The sequence below is a fragment of the Vibrio sp. NH-7 genome (genome assembly GCF_053643215.1).
Genome location: NZ_CM132187.1, coordinates 2,931,752 through 2,949,994 on the forward strand (window position 1 = coordinate 2,931,752; position 18,243 = coordinate 2,949,994).

At 48.4% G+C, this 18,243-nt stretch carries 5 protein-coding genes, 6 tRNA genes and 6 rRNA genes; 1 reads left to right on the forward strand and 16 read right to left on the reverse strand.

Annotated features, from left to right (window positions below; genetic code table 11):
• Positions 1–55 precede the first annotated feature (55 nt).
• Positions 56–2,635, forward strand: coding sequence for a DUF2339 domain-containing protein (locus ACUALS_RS13645; RefSeq protein ID WP_454448531.1), 2,580 nt, complete (start codon positions 56–58; stop codon positions 2,633–2,635).
• 206 nt (positions 2,636–2,841) lie between these two features.
• Here the strand turns inward: ACUALS_RS13645 and ACUALS_RS13650 are convergent.
• From ACUALS_RS13650 to ACUALS_RS13725, 16 genes are all read right to left on the reverse strand, one after another.
• Positions 2,842–2,918 (reverse strand) — tRNA-Asp (locus ACUALS_RS13650).
• Positions 2,919–2,960: 42 nt separating this feature from the next.
• Positions 2,961–3,076 (reverse strand): 5S ribosomal RNA (rrf, locus tag ACUALS_RS13655).
• 102 nt (positions 3,077–3,178) lie between these two features.
• A 23S ribosomal RNA gene (locus ACUALS_RS13660) occupies positions 3,179–6,066 on the reverse strand.
• A gap of 308 nt (positions 6,067–6,374) precedes the next feature.
• A tRNA-Val gene (locus tag ACUALS_RS13665) sits at positions 6,375–6,450 on the reverse strand.
• Between the two features lie 29 nt (positions 6,451–6,479).
• Positions 6,480–6,555, reverse strand: a tRNA-Lys gene (locus ACUALS_RS13670).
• Positions 6,556–6,557: 2 nt separating this feature from the next.
• A tRNA-Glu gene (locus tag ACUALS_RS13675) sits at positions 6,558–6,633 on the reverse strand.
• Between the two features lie 88 nt (positions 6,634–6,721).
• A 16S ribosomal RNA gene (locus ACUALS_RS13680) occupies positions 6,722–8,273 on the reverse strand.
• Positions 8,274–8,591: 318 nt separating this feature from the next.
• Positions 8,592–8,707, reverse strand: a 5S ribosomal RNA gene (gene rrf, locus ACUALS_RS13685).
• 102 nt (positions 8,708–8,809) lie between these two features.
• Positions 8,810–11,698: ribosomal RNA gene (locus ACUALS_RS13690) — 23S ribosomal RNA — on the reverse strand.
• A gap of 251 nt (positions 11,699–11,949) precedes the next feature.
• Positions 11,950–12,025, reverse strand: a tRNA-Ala gene (locus tag ACUALS_RS13695).
• A gap of 38 nt (positions 12,026–12,063) precedes the next feature.
• Positions 12,064–12,140: transfer RNA gene (locus ACUALS_RS13700), tRNA-Ile, on the reverse strand.
• Positions 12,141–12,204: 64 nt separating this feature from the next.
• Positions 12,205–13,756, reverse strand: a 16S ribosomal RNA gene (locus tag ACUALS_RS13705).
• The 16S, 23S and 5S rRNA genes sit together here with 6 tRNA genes alongside, the layout of an rRNA operon.
• A gap of 496 nt (positions 13,757–14,252) precedes the next feature.
• Positions 14,253–14,966 (reverse strand): NAD(P)H-flavin reductase, encoded by a 714-nt coding sequence (gene fre, locus ACUALS_RS13710; protein ID WP_038193155.1) that lies wholly within the window; start codon positions 14,964–14,966, stop codon positions 14,253–14,255.
• A gap of 14 nt (positions 14,967–14,980) precedes the next feature.
• On the reverse strand, positions 14,981–15,250 hold the full coding sequence (locus ACUALS_RS13715) for a 2Fe-2S iron-sulfur cluster-binding protein (protein ID WP_038139759.1): 270 nt from the start codon (positions 15,248–15,250) through the stop codon (positions 14,981–14,983).
• Entirely contained in the window at positions 15,247–17,103 is a 1,857-nt protein-coding gene (gene ubiD / locus ACUALS_RS13720; RefSeq protein WP_454448532.1) for a 4-hydroxy-3-polyprenylbenzoate decarboxylase, read from the reverse strand. Before ubiD ends, ACUALS_RS13715 begins: the two co-directional genes overlap by 4 nt.
• Positions 17,104–17,198: 95 nt before the next feature.
• Positions 17,199–18,191, reverse strand: a complete 993-nt coding sequence (locus ACUALS_RS13725; RefSeq protein ID WP_005475052.1) for a hypothetical protein — start codon at positions 18,189–18,191, stop codon at positions 17,199–17,201.
• Positions 18,192–18,243 lie beyond the last annotated feature (52 nt).

Genomic DNA, 18,243 nt, shown 5'->3' on the forward strand with positions numbered 1-18,243 from the left:
AAAGACCTGCGATTCAGTACTATAGATAGGCATTGCTTATTGAAAGGACTCATCAATGGAACTTGTGGGATTGCTACTAGGTCTTCTTCTCATTATCGTCATTTTGGTTTCACCACTAATGAGTCTATGGGCTTGTAGAAAAATCATAAAACTAGAAAGCCGAGTTCACGAGCTCGAACAATTAGCCAGTGTTCGTCAACCTCAAAAACAAGCGCAAAGCACTCAACAAGACACCCCATCTTATCAATCTCCAAAAGTACCTCTCCCTAGAGCAAAAGTGGAGCCTGCCATAAGAGCAGCAAAGCCTGTAGCAAAAGTGGATACCACGAAAACCGAATGGTTTGATAACACCCTGAGTCACATAAAAAAGAACTGGCTTATTTGGATTGGCGGGATCGCCATGGTGATAGGTGCTGGCTACTTAGTACAAGCCATTGGCAGCAACTTCATTCTTACGCCGATTACACGCACAGCACTCGCAGTAACTATCTCTCTGATCTTTTTTGCCGCAGCAGAATGGCTGCATCATAAGATCGGTAGGACTGAGCGCCATCTATTCCATGCAAAAGTAGATGCCTACATTCCAGCAGTTTTGTATGCGACGGGCATGAGCGGTCTCTACGCGACCATCTGCTTCAGTGCAATTGTCTATCAACTGATACCCCCGCCTATCGCGCTCACCGCAATAGGCATTCTAGCAATAGCTGCGATTGCACTCAGTCTGCGTATGGGGCCACTAATGATAGCCCTAGGGTTATTTGGGGGCTACAGTGCGCCACTTTGGATTGGAGGAGAGGATCCCAGCTACCTATTACTAAGTGCTTACATTACAACGATTACCGCTGCAGGCTTAATGATACGACGCTTTATACGACCACATTGGTTAATCTGTTCTGTCACCACAGGCCAAGTCCTATGGCTGCTTCTCATCAGCATCGATATCACGCAAGAGCAATCGTTAATCTGGTTTGTCTTATTTATTCCTGTATCCGTCTATCTGCTTATTTTTATTCCTCATCTAGGCTGGAGGTTAGAAAAGCCAATCCGAGTCAAAGAAGTCTACAACCACCCACTCATCGCCGCTACTTTGCTGGCACTCGTGACCTCATTAACACTAGCTCGGATTGATATAAACCAGCCTCAAGCCGTTCTTCTTTTCCTTTTCCCTGTGGCATTGCTCATTTTTCCAATGATGAAAAGCCGTGCAGCTCCGCGAGTGCTTAGTCTAGTCACCTTAGTTGCGATGGCAATCACAGAACACATTAGCGTGACACTCACCAATGGAATCGATGAATCGTACGGAAAGCTGGTCTGGATAGCTACGGGAGGTGTTATTTTCTTAGTTGGCACTCGAACCATAGGGCAGTACTTTCTGGGAGATCGGAAGCCAACGAGCTATTGTTTAGCCCTCTTATCACTTCCGTGCATGCTGATTGGCTCTCAGCTTTACATTAACCTTCATTACTCGAACTTGTTGGAAACATGGAGTTCATTTAGCTTAATTCTGGGGCTAGGGTTTGTGGCTAGCTCCCATAAGTTCAAGCAGTTGCAACAAGAATCTTCTACCGTATTGCATCTCATCATAGCCTCAGCATGCTACTGTTTGCTTCCTGCAGATTGGTTTACGCTAGCAGTGTCCATTCAGGTGCTTCTTGCATCGTCTCAGTACCGATTCGATCACCTCGAACCTAATCTATGGCTGATAAAAGGGCTTGTTGGACTGCTCACTATACGCCTTACATTGTTACCCTTTGTCCCAGCATGGCAGGCGACAAGCATTCCTGAATCAATCACGCTCGTAACAAGCTTTTTGCCGGCACTTATCTTGCTCCAATTGTCAGGTAGGATACTCCAACCACTTGCCCCCAACTTAAAGCAGTGGCTAGAAGTCACCTGTCTCAATTTGGGCGCTTTACTGATTTTTAGCCAATCGAACTTCTTGCTACTAGGTAGTTATAATTTCATAGCCGATTTTGACTTTCGTTCCGTTAGTTTATTCACCCTCCAAAGTTTGGCTATGTTTGCCATCTATAGCCTAAAAGCTCGAAGTGCGCGCTTTACTGCAAACTTGTATCTTTATGCATCATACATAATGCTGGCTATAGCCATCACTTTGAGCGTCGCACTCAACACCGTCTATCAGCCTTTGCTAGGTTTGAACATCTCTGGGGAGGCAACACCGATTGTTAACTGGTTATCGGTAGGTTGGCTCCTGCCCGGACTACTCTCGATTACTATAGGTAAAAGACTAAGGACTCCTTTGGAGCCCGCTTATTTCTACTGGGCGTCCTCTATTCAAATTGGGCTTTGGGCCATTTATTCCATACGCCAGTTCTGGCAAGAGGGAAGTATGAGCATTAATCCACCAACCAGCATGGCAGAGCTATTTAGCTACACGGCACTCTTTATTTTTGTCGGTGCAACAGTCACTTATAATGGCGCCCAACGTTCAGATACAAGGCTACAAAAAGTGGGGCTGATCGTTCTGGGTGTCGCGGTGTGCAAAGTGTTCTTGATTGATACATCCAACTTGGAAGGGTTGTGGCGAGCCATTAGTATGTTGGGGCTAGGAGCAAGCTTGGTTGGGCTTGGATGGTTGTTCCAGAGATTGCGCAGTAAAAATATTGTGATGTAATCGGATGTTTATCGCGAGTGGTTTTCCATACTTCCAGACCCTGTATATGTTGGGAAGAAGATGGATAAGTCCCGTAGCTTCAAGTGACACTTATCCATAAATGGTAGGCTCGATGGTCCAATACTCCAGCCCCGAAAAAGTGTGCAGCATTTTCGGAAATCTAAAACGTAAAAAAGCCCCAGTCTTTCGACTAGGGCTTAGATAAGTGGCGGAGTGGACGGGACTCGAACCCGCGACCCCCGGCGTGACAGGCCGGTATTCTAACCAACTGAACTACCACTCCGCAGTGGCGTACTCGCTATGAAGCAAGTGTCCATAATTTAAAGCCTGGCGATGTCCTACTCTCACATGGGGAAGCCCCACACTACCATCGGCGCTAATTCGTTTCACTTCTGAGTTCGGCATGGAATCAGGTGGGTCCAAATCGCTATGGTCGCCAAGCAAATTCTTAAATTCGGAAAGCTGCTTTCTCTTAATAAAGAGTAAGTTCTAATACACATTCAATGTTCTTACATCGAGTCCACAAAACCCTTTGGGTGTTGTATGGTTAAGCCTCACGGGCAATTAGTACAGGTTAGCTCAATGCCTCACAGCACTTACACACCCTGCCTATCAACGTTCTAGTCTCGAACAACCCTTTAGGACCCTCAAGGGGTCAGGGAAGACTCATCTCAGGGCTCGCTTCCCGCTTAGATGCTTTCAGCGGTTATCGATTCCGAACTTAGCTACCGGGCAATGCGTCTGGCGACACAACCCGAACACCAGAGGTTCGTCCACTCCGGTCCTCTCGTACTAGGAGCAGCCCCCTTCAATCTTCCAACGCCCACGGCAGATAGGGACCGAACTGTCTCACGACGTTCTAAACCCAGCTCGCGTACCACTTTAAATGGCGAACAGCCATACCCTTGGGACCGACTTCAGCCCCAGGATGTGATGAGCCGACATCGAGGTGCCAAACACCGCCGTCGATATGAACTCTTGGGCGGTATCAGCCTGTTATCCCCGGAGTACCTTTTATCCGTTGAGCGATGGCCCTTCCATTCAGAACCACCGGATCACTATGACCTGCTTTCGCACCTGCTCGAATTGTCATTCTCGCAGTCAAGCGGGCTTATGCCATTGCACTAACCTCACGATGTCCAACCGTGATTAGCCCACCTTCGTGCTCCTCCGTTACTCTTTGGGAGGAGACCGCCCCAGTCAAACTACCCACCAGGCACTGTCCGCAACCCCGATAAGGGGTCAACGTTAGAACATCAACACTACAAGGGTGGTATTTCAAGGACGGCTCCAACGATACTGGCGTACCGTCTTCAAAGCCTCCCACCTATCCTACACATGTAGGGTCAATGTTCAGTGCCAAGCTGTAGTAAAGGTTCACGGGGTCTTTCCGTCTAGCCGCGGGTACACTGCATCTTCACAGCGATTTCAATTTCACTGAGTCTCGGGTGGAGACAGCGTGGCCATCATTACGCCATTCGTGCAGGTCGGAACTTACCCGACAAGGAATTTCGCTACCTTAGGACCGTTATAGTTACGGCCGCCGTTTACCGGGGCTTCGATCAAGAGCTTCGTGCAAGCACTAACCCCATCAATTAACCTTCCGGCACCGGGCAGGCGTCACACCGTATACGTCATCTTACGATTTTGCACAGTGCTGTGTTTTTAATAAACAGTTGCAGCCACCTGGTATCTGCGACTCTCAATAGCTCCATCCGCGAGGGACTTCACCGTCAAGAGCGTACCTTCTCCCGAAGTTACGGTACCATTTTGCCTAGTTCCTTCACCCGAGTTCTCTCAAGCGCCTTGGTATTCTCTACCCGACCACCTGTGTCGGTTTGGGGTACGATTCCTTACAATCTGAAGCTTAGAGGCTTTTCCTGGAAGCATGGCATCAATGACTTCACACCCGTAGGTGCTCGACGTCGTGTCTCAGCCTTAAAGAGAGCCGGATTTACCTAACTCTCAAGCCTACGCACTTGAACCTGGACAACCGTCGCCAGGCCCACCTAGCCTTCTCCGTCCCCCCATCGCAATTGTAAGAAGTACGGGAATATTAACCCGTTTCCCATCGACTACGCCTTTCGGCCTCGCCTTAGGGGTCGACTTACCCTGCCCCGATTAACGTTGGACAGGAACCCTTGGTCTTCCGGCGAGGAGGTTTTTCACCCCCTTTATCGTTACTCATGTCAGCATTCGCACTTCTGATACCTCCAGCATGCTTTACAACACACCTTCAACGGCTTACAGAACGCTCCCCTACCCAATGACTAAAGTCATTGCCGCAGCTTCGGTTTATAGCTTAGCCCCGTTACATCTTCCGCGCAGGCCGACTCGACTAGTGAGCTATTACGCTTTCTTTAAATGATGGCTGCTTCTAAGCCAACATCCTAGCTGTCTAAGCCTTCCCACATCGTTTCCCACTTAGCTATAATTTGGGACCTTAGCTGGCGGTCTGGGTTGTTTCCCTCTCCACGACGGACGTTAGCACCCGCCGTGTGTCTCCCGGATAGTACTTACTGGTATTCGGAGTTTGCAAAGGGTTGGTAAGTCGGGATGACCCCCTAGCCTTAACAGTGCTCTACCCCCAGTAGTATTCGTCCGAGGCTCTACCTAAATAGATTTCGGGGAGAACCAGCTATCTCCAGGTTTGATTGGCCTTTCACCCCTAGCCACAAGTCATCCGCTAATTTTTCAACATTAGTCGGTTCGGTCCTCCAGTTGATGTTACTCAACCTTCAACCTGCCCATGGCTAGATCACCTGGTTTCGGGTCTATATCCAGCAACTCGACGCCCAGTTAAGACTCGATTTCTCTACGGCTCCCCTAGATGGTTAACCTTGCTACTGAATATAAGTCGCTGACCCATTATACAAAAGGTACGCAGTCACACCACGAAGGTGCTCCTACTGCTTGTACGTACACGGTTTCAGGTTCTATTTCACTCCCCTCACAGGGGTTCTTTTCGCCTTTCCCTCACGGTACTGGTTCACTATCGGTCAGTCAGTAGTATTTAGCCTTGGAGGATGGTCCCCCCATATTCAGACAGGATATCACGTGTCCCGCCCTACTCGATTTCACTGAACACACATCGTCAACTACGGGACTATCACCCTGTATCGTCGGACTTTCCAGACCGTTCGTCTAACGCGTGTAAAGCTTAAGGGCTAGTCCAATTTCGCTCGCCGCTACTTTCGGAATCTCGGTTGATTTCTTTTCCTCGGGGTACTTAGATGTTTCAGTTCCCCCGGTTCGCCTCGTTATGCTATGTATTCACATAACGATACTTGCTTATGCAAGTGGGTTTCCCCATTCGGAGATCCCAGACTCAAATGGTTTTTACTACCTAATCTGGGCTTATCGCAAGTTAATACGTCCTTCATCGCCTCTGACTGCCAAGGCATCCACCGTGTACGCTTAGTCACTTAACCATACAACCCCAAAGGGTCTTTGTTAGTAACCAAAGTTGCCTGCATTTTTATACATGTGCAGACACGATTTTGCCGGACTCAAATTCCAAGAACACTTGAATGTGTTGTTTGGTGTTTGTCTTAAAGACAAACATTGAGAACTTTACAAACAATCTTTAAAAGATTGTTTTGTCAGCTTTCCAAATTGTTAAAGAGCTATGTTTTCCGAAGAAATACATTTTCTAAAGATTCTTAGACGGTCGAAAACCCCAACCACACACGTTTTACTGAAGTGGTTTGGAAATCCTAATCCAAAAACATTTAGAGAATGGTGGGCGATACCGGGCTCGAACCAGTGACCCCCTGCTTGTAAGGCAGGTGCTCTCCCAACTGAGCTAATCGCCCACATTATTTTTTCATTCTCGTGGAGAGAATGGTGGGTCGTGCAGGATTCGAACCTGCGACCAATTGATTAAAAGTCAACTGCTCTACCAACTGAGCTAACGACCCAATGGTATCCCGTAGGGGAGTCGAACCCCTGTTACCGCCGTGAAAGGGCGGTGTCCTAGGCCTCTAGACGAACGGGACACTAAGTTGAACATCTTGGGGGATGTTCCATCTCTTAAACTACATAAACCATCAATCTGTGTGAACACTCATCGCAATAATCATCGTATAAGGAGGTGATCCAGCGCCAGGTTCCCCTAGCGCTACCTTGTTACGACTTCACCCCAGTCATGAACCACAAAGTGGTGAGCGTCCCCCCGAAGGTTAAACTACCCACTTCTTTTGCAGCCCACTCCCATGGTGTGACGGGCGGTGTGTACAAGGCCCGGGAACGTATTCACCGTGGCATTCTGATCCACGATTACTAGCGATTCCGACTTCATGGAGTCGAGTTGCAGACTCCAATCCGGACTACGACGCACTTTTTGGGATTCGCTCACTCTCGCAAGTTGGCCGCCCTCTGTATGCGCCATTGTAGCACGTGTGTAGCCCTACTCGTAAGGGCCATGATGACTTGACGTCGTCCCCACCTTCCTCCGGTTTATCACCGGCAGTCTCCCTGGAGTTCCCACCCGAAGTGCTGGCAAACAAGGATAAGGGTTGCGCTCGTTGCGGGACTTAACCCAACATTTCACAACACGAGCTGACGACAGCCATGCAGCACCTGTCTCTCAGTTCCCGAAGGCACACTCGTATCTCTACAAGCTTCTGAGGATGTCAAGAGTAGGTAAGGTTCTTCGCGTTGCATCGAATTAAACCACATGCTCCACCGCTTGTGCGGGCCCCCGTCAATTCATTTGAGTTTTAATCTTGCGACCGTACTCCCCAGGCGGTCTACTTAACGCGTTAGCTCCGAAAGCCACGGCTCAAGGCCACAACCTCCAAGTAGACATCGTTTACGGCGTGGACTACCAGGGTATCTAATCCTGTTTGCTCCCCACGCTTTCGCATCTGAGTGTCAGTATCTGTCCAGGGGGCCGCCTTCGCCACCGGTATTCCTTCAGATCTCTACGCATTTCACCGCTACACCTGAAATTCTACCCCCCTCTACAGTACTCTAGTCTGCCAGTTTCAAATGCAATTCCGAGGTTGAGCCCCGGGCTTTCACATCTGACTTAACAAACCACCTGCATGCGCTTTACGCCCAGTAATTCCGATTAACGCTCGCACCCTCCGTATTACCGCGGCTGCTGGCACGGAGTTAGCCGGTGCTTCTTCTGCAGCTAACGTCAAACGAGCACGCTATTAACGTACCCGCCTTCCTCACTGCTGAAAGTACTTTACAACCCGAAGGCCTTCTTCATACACGCGGCATGGCTGCATCAGGCTTGCGCCCATTGTGCAATATTCCCCACTGCTGCCTCCCGTAGGAGTCTGGACCGTGTCTCAGTTCCAGTGTGGCTGATCATCCTCTCAGACCAGCTAGGGATCGTCGCCTTGGTGAGCCCTTACCTCACCAACTAGCTAATCCCACCTGGGCATATCCTGACGCGAGAGGCCCGAAGGTCCCCCTCTTTGAGCCGAAGCTATTATGCGGTATTAGCCATCGTTTCCAATGGTTATCCCCCACATCAGGGCAATTTCCCAGGCATTACTCACCCGTCCGCCGCTCGACGCCGTTATCGTTCCCCGAAGGTTCAGTTAACTCGTTTCCGCTCGACTTGCATGTGTTAGGCCTGCCGCCAGCGTTCAATCTGAGCCATGATCAAACTCTTCAATTTAAGATTTTGTTCGGCTCAATGAATACTGAACATTACATAAAGTAATGTTTGAATTGACTGTGCTGAATCCGAAGATTCAATGGTCACTTCGTTTCATTGAAACCTAATTTGATACCGAAGTATCTAATTGGATTATCATCAACGAGTGCCCACACAGATTGATAGGTTTATATTGTTAAAGAGCTTTGCTTTCAGTGCCTTAGCACTTAAGCAGGACGCGTATAATACGCGATTGACTGTTGAAGTCAACATAAAACTCTAAAATAATTTAGAACTTTATGGTGACTTGCTTAGTAAATAAGCAAAGTCGAAATTAAAGCCTGGCGATGTCCTACTCTCACATGGGGAAGCCCCACACTACCATCGGCGCTAATTCGTTTCACTTCTGAGTTCGGCATGGAATCAGGTGGGTCCAAATCGCTATGGTCGCCAAGCAAATTCTTAAATTCGGAAAGCTGCTTTCTCTTAATAAAGAGTAAGTTCTAATACACATTCAATGTTCTTACATCGAGTCCACAAAACCCTTTGGGTGTTGTATGGTTAAGCCTCACGGGCAATTAGTACAGGTTAGCTCAATGCCTCACAGCACTTACACACCCTGCCTATCAACGTTCTAGTCTCGAACAACCCTTTAGGACCCTCAAGGGGTCAGGGAAGACTCATCTCAGGGCTCGCTTCCCGCTTAGATGCTTTCAGCGGTTATCGATTCCGAACTTAGCTACCGGGCAATGCGTCTGGCGACACAACCCGAACACCAGAGGTTCGTCCACTCCGGTCCTCTCGTACTAGGAGCAGCCCCCTTCAATCTTCCAACGCCCACGGCAGATAGGGACCGAACTGTCTCACGACGTTCTAAACCCAGCTCGCGTACCACTTTAAATGGCGAACAGCCATACCCTTGGGACCGACTTCAGCCCCAGGATGTGATGAGCCGACATCGAGGTGCCAAACACCGCCGTCGATATGAACTCTTGGGCGGTATCAGCCTGTTATCCCCGGAGTACCTTTTATCCGTTGAGCGATGGCCCTTCCATTCAGAACCACCGGATCACTATGACCTGCTTTCGCACCTGCTCGAATTGTCATTCTCGCAGTCAAGCGGGCTTATGCCATTGCACTAACCTCACGATGTCCAACCGTGATTAGCCCACCTTCGTGCTCCTCCGTTACTCTTTGGGAGGAGACCGCCCCAGTCAAACTACCCACCAGGCACTGTCCGCAACCCCGATAAGGGGTCAACGTTAGAACATCAACACTACAAGGGTGGTATTTCAAGGACGGCTCCACCGATACTGGCGTACCGGGTTCAAAGCCTCCCACCTATCCTACACATGTAGGGTCAATGTTCAGTGCCAAGCTGTAGTAAAGGTTCACGGGGTCTTTCCGTCTAGCCGCGGGTACACTGCATCTTCACAGCGATTTCAATTTCACTGAGTCTCGGGTGGAGACAGCGTGGCCATCATTACGCCATTCGTGCAGGTCGGAACTTACCCGACAAGGAATTTCGCTACCTTAGGACCGTTATAGTTACGGCCGCCGTTTACCGGGGCTTCGATCAAGAGCTTCGTGCAAGCACTAACCCCATCAATTAACCTTCCGGCACCGGGCAGGCGTCACACCGTATACGTCATCTTACGATTTTGCACAGTGCTGTGTTTTTAATAAACAGTTGCAGCCACCTGGTATCTGCGACTCTCAATAGCTCCATCCGCGAGGGACTTCACCGTCAAGAGCGTACCTTCTCCCGAAGTTACGGTACCATTTTGCCTAGTTCCTTCACCCGAGTTCTCTCAAGCGCCTTGGTATTCTCTACCCGACCACCTGTGTCGGTTTGGGGTACGATTCCTTACAATCTGAAGCTTAGAGGCTTTTCCTGGAAGCATGGCATCAATGACTTCACTACCGTAGTAGCTCGACGTCGTGTCTCAGCCTTAGAGAGAGCCGGATTTACCTAACTCTCAAGCCTACGCACTTGAACCTGGACAACCGTCGCCAGGCCCACCTAGCCTTCTCCGTCCCCCCATCGCAATTGTAAGAAGTACGGGAATATTAACCCGTTTCCCATCGACTACGCCTTTCGGCCTCGCCTTAGGGGTCGACTTACCCTGCCCCGATTAACGTTGGACAGGAACCCTTGGTCTTCCGGCGAGGAGGTTTTTCACCCCCTTTATCGTTACTCATGTCAGCATTCGCACTTCTGATACCTCCAGCAAGCTTTACAACTCACCTTCAACGGCTTACAGAACGCTCCCCTACCCAATGACTAAAAGTCATTGCCGCAGCTTCGGTTTATAGCTTAGCCCCGTTACATCTTCCGCGCAGGCCGACTCGACTAGTGAGCTATTACGCTTTCTTTAAATGATGGCTGCTTCTAAGCCAACATCCTAGCTGTCTAAGCCTTCCCACATCGTTTCCCACTTAGCTATAATTTGGGACCTTAGCTGGCGGTCTGGGTTGTTTCCCTCTCCACGACGGACGTTAGCACCCGCCGTGTGTCTCCCGGATAGTACTTACTGGTATTCGGAGTTTGCAAAGGGTTGGTAAGTCGGGATGACCCCCTAGCCTTAACAGTGCTCTACCCCCAGTAGTATTCGTCCGAGGCTCTACCTAAATAGATTTCGGGGAGAACCAGCTATCTCCAGGTTTGATTGGCCTTTCACCCCTAGCCACAAGTCATCCGCTAATTTTTCAACATTAGTCGGTTCGGTCCTCCAGTTGATGTTACTCAACCTTCAACCTGCCCATGGCTAGATCACCTGGTTTCGGGTCTATATCCAGCAACTCGACGCCCAGTTAAGACTCGATTTCTCTACGGCTCCCCTAGATGGTTAACCTTGCTACTGAATATAAGTCGCTGACCCATTATACAAAAGGTACGCAGTCACACCACGAAGGTGCTCCTACTGCTTGTACGTACACGGTTTCAGGTTCTATTTCACTCCCCTCACAGGGGTTCTTTTCGCCTTTCCCTCACGGTACTGGTTCACTATCGGTCAGTCAGTAGTATTTAGCCTTGGAGGATGGTCCCCCCATATTCAGACAGGATATCACGTGTCCCGCCCTACTCGATTTCACTGAACACACATCGTCAACTACGGGACTATCACCCTGTATCGTCGGACTTTCCAGACCGTTCGTCTAACGCGTGTAAAGCTTAAGGGCTAGTCCAATTTCGCTCGCCGCTACTTTCGGAATCTCGGTTGATTTCTTTTCCTCGGGGTACTTAGATGTTTCAGTTCCCCCGGTTCGCCTCCTGCTGCTATGTATTCACAACAGGATACTTACTTATGTAAGTGGGTTTCCCCATTCGGAAATCCCAGACTCAAATGGTTTTTACTACCTAATCTGGGCTTATCGCAAGTTAATACGTCCTTCATCGCCTCTGACTGCCAAGGCATCCACCGTGTACGCTTAGTCACTTAACCATACAACCCCAAAGGGTCTTTGTTAGTAACCAAAGTTGTCTGCATTTTTATACATGTGCAGACACGATTTTGCCGGACTCAAATTCCAAGAACACTTGAATGTGTTGTATTGGTGTTTGTCTTAAAGACAAACATTGAGAACTTTACAATCAACAATAATTTGTTGATTTGTCAGCTTTCCAAATTGTTAAAGAGCTAGATTTTCTGATGAAAACCATGTTTAAAGATTCTTGTGAAAGAACACTTAAAGATGGTGGAGCTATGCGGGATCGAACCGCAGACCTCCTGCGTGCAAGGCAGGCGCTCTCCCAGCTGAGCTATAGCCCCATCAAGGTGTCGATACTGTATGCCAATTTCAAGGAAATTGGTGGGTCTGAGTGGACTTGAACCACCGACCTCTCGCTTATCAGGCGAACGCTCTAACCACCTGAGCTACAGACCCAGTATCGTCTCTAAAACGTATAAACCATCAATCTGTGTGAACACTCATCGCAATAATCATCGTATAAGGAGGTGATCCAGCGCCAGGTTCCCCTAGCGCTACCTTGTTACGACTTCACCCCAGTCATGAACCACAAAGTGGTGAGCGTCCCCCCGAAGGTTAAACTACCCACTTCTTTTGCAGCCCACTCCCATGGTGTGACGGGCGGTGTGTACAAGGCCCGGGAACGTATTCACCGTGGCATTCTGATCCACGATTACTAGCGATTCCGACTTCATGGAGTCGAGTTGCAGACTCCAATCCGGACTACGACGCACTTTTTGGGATTCGCTCACTCTCGCAAGTTGGCTGCCCTCTGTATGCGCCATTGTAGCACGTGTGTAGCCCTACTCGTAAGGGCCATGATGACTTGACGTCGTCCCCACCTTCCTCCGGTTTATCACCGGCAGTCTCCCTGGAGTTCCCACCCGAAGTGCTGGCAAACAAGGATAAGGGTTGCGCTCGTTGCGGGACTTAACCCAACATTTCACAACACGAGCTGACGACAGCCATGCAGCACCTGTCTCTCAGTTCCCGAAGGCACACTCGTATCTCTACAAGCTTCTGAGGATGTCAAGAGTAGGTAAGGTTCTTCGCGTTGCATCGAATTAAACCACATGCTCCACCGCTTGTGCGGGCCCCCGTCAATTCATTTGAGTTTTAATCTTGCGACCGTACTCCCCAGGCGGTCTACTTAACGCGTTAGCTCCGAAAGCCACGGCTCAAGGCCACAACCTCCAAGTAGACATCGTTTACGGCGTGGACTACCAGGGTATCTAATCCTGTTTGCTCCCCACGCTTTCGCATCTGAGTGTCAGTATCTGTCCAGGGGGCCGCCTTCGCCACCGGTATTCCTTCAGATCTCTACGCATTTCACCGCTACACCTGAAATTCTACCCCCCTCTACAGTACTCTAGTCTGCCAGTTTCAAATGCAATTCCGAGGTTGAGCCCCGGGCTTTCACATCTGACTTAACAAACCACCTGCATGCGCTTTACGCCCAGTAATTCCGATTAACGCTCGCACCCTCCGTATTACCGCGGCTGCTGGCACGGAGTTAGCCGGTGCTTCTTCTGCAGCTAACGTCAAACGAGCACGCTATTAACGTACCCGCCTTCCTCACTGCTGAAAGTACTTTACAACCCGAAGGCCTTCTTCATACACGCGGCATGGCTGCATCAGGCTTGCGCCCATTGTGCAATATTCCCCACTGCTGCCTCCCGTAGGAGTCTGGACCGTGTCTCAGTTCCAGTGTGGCTGATCATCCTCTCAGACCAGCTAGGGATCGTCGCCTTGGTGAGCCCTTACCTCACCAACTAGCTAATCCCACCTGGGCATATCCTGACGCGAGAGGCCCGAAGGTCCCCCTCTTTGAGCCGAAGCTATTATGCGGTATTAGCCATCGTTTCCAATGGTTATCCCCCACATCAGGGCAATTTCCCAGGCATTACTCACCCGTCCGCCGCTCGACGCCGTTATCGTTCCCCGAAGGTTCAGATAACTCGTTTCCGCTCGACTTGCATGTGTTAGGCCTGCCGCCAGCGTTCAATCTGAGCCATGATCAAACTCTTCAATTTAAGATTTTGTTCGGCTCAATGAATACTGAACATTACATAAAGTAATGTTTGAATTGACTGTGCTGAGTCTTACGACTCGTTGGTCACTTCGTTTCATTGAAACCTAATTTGATACCGAAGTATCGAATTGGATTATCATCAACGAGTGCCCACACAGATTGATAGGTTTATATTGTTAAAGAGCTTTCTTCTTTGTGACTTACATCACTTCGAAAGAGGCAGCCATTCTAGCGTTTCATTCTCAAGTGTCAAATACTTTTTTGAATTTTTTATTTCAAACTTTTCAATTCGAAATTTGCTCAGTTGGCTTTACTGATTTATCGCTGAAGCCTTGTGGCGTCTGCCGTGTCAGTGGATGCGCATTATAGGGAGTTCTTGCTCTAGCGCAACCCCTTTTTTAAATAAATTTGGAAAAAATGACTGTTCGTTGAATTTGTATTCAAAATCATAAAAAAAGAGAGCAAATTGCTCTCTTTTTGGTCTTATTTAACTAAGTTTAGATAAATGCATAGGCATCAGCGAACATTCGATCGCTTTGCGCGCCTTTATTTTGTGTAAATTGTTCGCGCGCAGCACCAGCCATTTCAAAGCGCCCTGCTATATAGATGTCATATTCTGCGAGAGAGTCAAAATCTTGCTCTACAGCCTGCAGCACATTACCGACCTTTCCTGTCCACTCTGTTGGAGCATCTTCGACAACAGGGACAAAGTGAACATTTTCATGTTTAGCTTCAATTTGCTCTAGCTCTTCTTTTGCATACAGTTGGCAATCATCACGGCCCCCCCAATACAAATGAATTTGGTTATTCAAGCTTTGAGCCACACAGTGATCCAGAATTGAGCGTACGTAACTAAAACCTGTACCACCCGCAATTAAAAGAATAGGACGTTCACTTTCTTCTTGAACCCAAGCATCACCATGTGGCGCATCGATAGTAATATCACCACCGTTTGCTAGCGCGTCTTTCATTGCTTCAACAACTTCTAGAGCATACGCATTCTGCTCTGCCGCACCAATGTGCAACTCTAGCTCACCTTCATGGCGACAAGGGCTACTTGCAATCGAGAAAGGACGTTTGTCTTTTTCACCCATCACTACCATAAGGTATTGCCCTGCTTTAAATGCCACAGGCGTTTCTGGGTGAAGTAGAATTTGATAAGTATTACAAGCTAACGGCTTAATAGACTTTACTTTACATTGGATGGTCATGGTCTTCCTCTTACTTACTCCTCAAAAGTAAGTACTAAATTACTTTCGGCTACTGCCTGACAAGCAAATATCCAACCTTGTTGCTGCTCTTTCTCTGTGAGCATGGGTTCAAGATCGTAACTTACTGTTCCTTCAAGTTTACGGCACAGACAGGCTGCACACGCTCCAACCTGGCAACGATGTGGAAAGCGTATATTATTGTTGAGCGCCGCTTCCAGCACCGTTTGCCCATCTTGCGCCTCAAAACAAATTCCTTGAGGCTGCAAGCGTATTATTTTGCTCATGATATACCGAGCTTACTCCACTTAGCATCGACTTGTGCGACTAACTGTGGGTCTTTCTTAATTGGGATACCCCACTCTCGATTAACTTCCCCAGCAAATTTATTTGTCGCATCTAACCCTAGTTTAGAACAGCGTCCGTTCTCAGCTCGAATTTGTACTGTGTCTCTGGCTGGATCCATACGAGTTGTCATCGCCCAAATCACATCATTCCAATCATGGACATCGACATCTTCATCGCAAAGGATGGCAAATTTACTGTCGGTGTGTTGCTCTAACCACGTCCAGACTTTTTCCATCAGCTGTCTTGACTGACCTGATTGGTTCTTACGCATAGAGATAATCACAAAGCGATCATTCTGTGCTGAACTTGGCAGCGCGATATCCACCACCTCTGGATTATCGGATTTAAACCTTACGAGCGCCTCACTATCTACTGAAACAGGAGAGATTGCATTCAGTTCTGGCGAAGTGGCGTTTTCTGCATCCCATTTAATCGTTGCGTCCATTCCCATCTTCGAGCCAAGACCGACAACAGGAGAAGCAAAATCGAGAGAATCAATAGGTGTATTTTCTATCATGAGTGTGTCACGCACTGGCTCCATATTGTCAGCCATAGCTTTGACCACATCGTCCCAGCAACGTGCATTAACGCTCTCATCGCATACCACTACAAATTTGGTATACATAAACTGGCGTAGGAAAGACCATACCCCAAGCATTACGCGCTTAGCGTGACCTGGGTATTGCTTCTTCATGGTTACCACCGCCATTCGGTACGAGCAACCTTCTGGTGGTAGATAAAAATCTTCTATCTCCGGAAACTGCTTTTGCAGAATTGGCACGAACACTTCATTCAGCGCGACGCCCAATACCGCAGGTTCATCTGGCGGACGACCTGTGTAGGTACTGTGATAAATGGGATCTTTACGCATGGTAATGTGCGTGATGGTAAACACGTGGTGCTTTTCTTTTTCGTTGTAGTAGCCAGTATGATCGCCATAAGGCCCTTCATCCGCATATTCGCTTGGATCGATATACCCTTCCATCACGATTTCAGCACTTGCTGGTACTTCAAGATCGTTACTGACCGATTTGACGACTTCAGTTTTACTACCACGTAGTAAGCCGGCAAATGCATACTCAGATAATGTATCTGGTACTGGTGTTACCGCTCCTAATATGGTCGCCGGATCTGCACCAAAAGCTACTGATATAGGGAAAGGCTTTCCTGGGTTGGTTTCCATCCAATCACGCAGATCAAGAGCTCCACCACGGTGTGCTAGCCAACGCATGATGATTTTGTTTTTACCAATCTTCTGCTGACGGTAAATACCTAGGTTCTGGCGTTTCTTATGCGGGCCGCGCGTAACAGTCAAACCCCAAGTCAGTAAAGGGGCCACGTCATCTTGCCAGCAACTCATCACTGGGATTTTATCGAGATCCACATCTTTACCCTGCCAAACCACTTCTTGGCAAGGTGCTTTGCGCAGCCTTTTAGCTGGCATATTGAGTACTTGTTTAAAGACGGGGATCTTTTCAATCGCGTCTTTAAAACCACGTGGCGGTTCTGGCTCTTTCAGGTAAGCCAACAATTTCCCCACTTCACGTAGCTCTTTAACTTCGCTACGTCCCATACCAATAGCAACGCGCTCTGGCGTGCCAAATAAGTTGGTAAGCACGGGCACGTCATAACCAATTGGGTTTTCAAACAACAAAGCAGGACCTCCCGCTCGAAGCGTTCGATCGCTGATCTCAGTCATTTCATAATGTGGGTCAACAGGGTGAGTAATGCGTTTCAGCTTACCCTCTTGCTCTAAGTGGGCAATAAAGTCGCGTAGATCCTTAAAACTCATAGGCCTTCTAATGGCTGGTTAAACTACAGGCAGTATATCAAAAAGAGGGATCATCCGATCCCTCTTTTTATTGTGGTTATTTCACGCTAAGTCAGCTATTTAGCCAGAGCATTGAGAATGGCACTACTGCGGACCTTTTGGTTGTGGCTGGCTAACTCTTCAAGCCAGTTACTGTACCCCTGACGGGCTAACTCTTGAGCGACAAACGGGGCATCATCTTTCAGTGCCATACGCTCAATCAAGAAGGCTTTTACCTCTTGATTCATAGGTTTTATCCGTGTGAGCTCTTTTAATGCGTGTTCTTTTAAACTCGGGTTTTGCGAAGCAAGCATGATCTGTTGTAGCGAGAAGTCATCGCCAACCTTAGCCAACCTCGTGAGTTCTTGCTGGCTGTTAAAATCTGCGCGCATTAGCCACACCAGTTTATACACATCCGCATCTTCACTCACTTGCGCCAAGCGAACCATCACATCGGAAGATGGCAACCAACTTACAATGGCAGAGTCTGTGAACTGCTGGGTGATACTTTTCACCGCCTCTGGAGACAAGCTATCTAGTTCACGGATAAGTAATGCTTCACGTGTTTGGACCTGATATTCACTGCCAGATAACCAATCTTGTAGAACAAGCTCCCCTCGCTCTGCTTGCAAGACAAAATCGAGAGTTGATTGATCTTGACGCCATTGCTTGAGTAAGCGACTTGCGATGGCGGGATAGTTAAACGCGGGAACTGAAAACTCATAACCATCCCCCCGTTCTAATACTTGATAGGTAGGGACTCGTGTTTTTTGCTGCTCTACAAATAACGCCATTTTAGGGGTAAGCACGACCTGTTGCTGCTCGATTTTGTCAAGAAGCAGGTATCTAGAAACCTCTTGCTGAGGTAAAGAAAGTCGTTCGAGCGCGAAATTGAGGGAATCGATATTATCTTCAACAGCATATTGAAGTAATTGAGCGACTTTTTGGTGAATTTGCTCATCTTCCAAGAGCAATTCCACTCGAGCAGGTGCCATCTCCGTTGCTGAGACGGTTGGCGCTCCTAAAAGTAATGCGGATAGGAGTACCGACGACAACATTCCTTGTTGCATGTTAACCTCCTTGTAACATTTAACTCCATTGTGCGTGTTATCAGTAGATAAT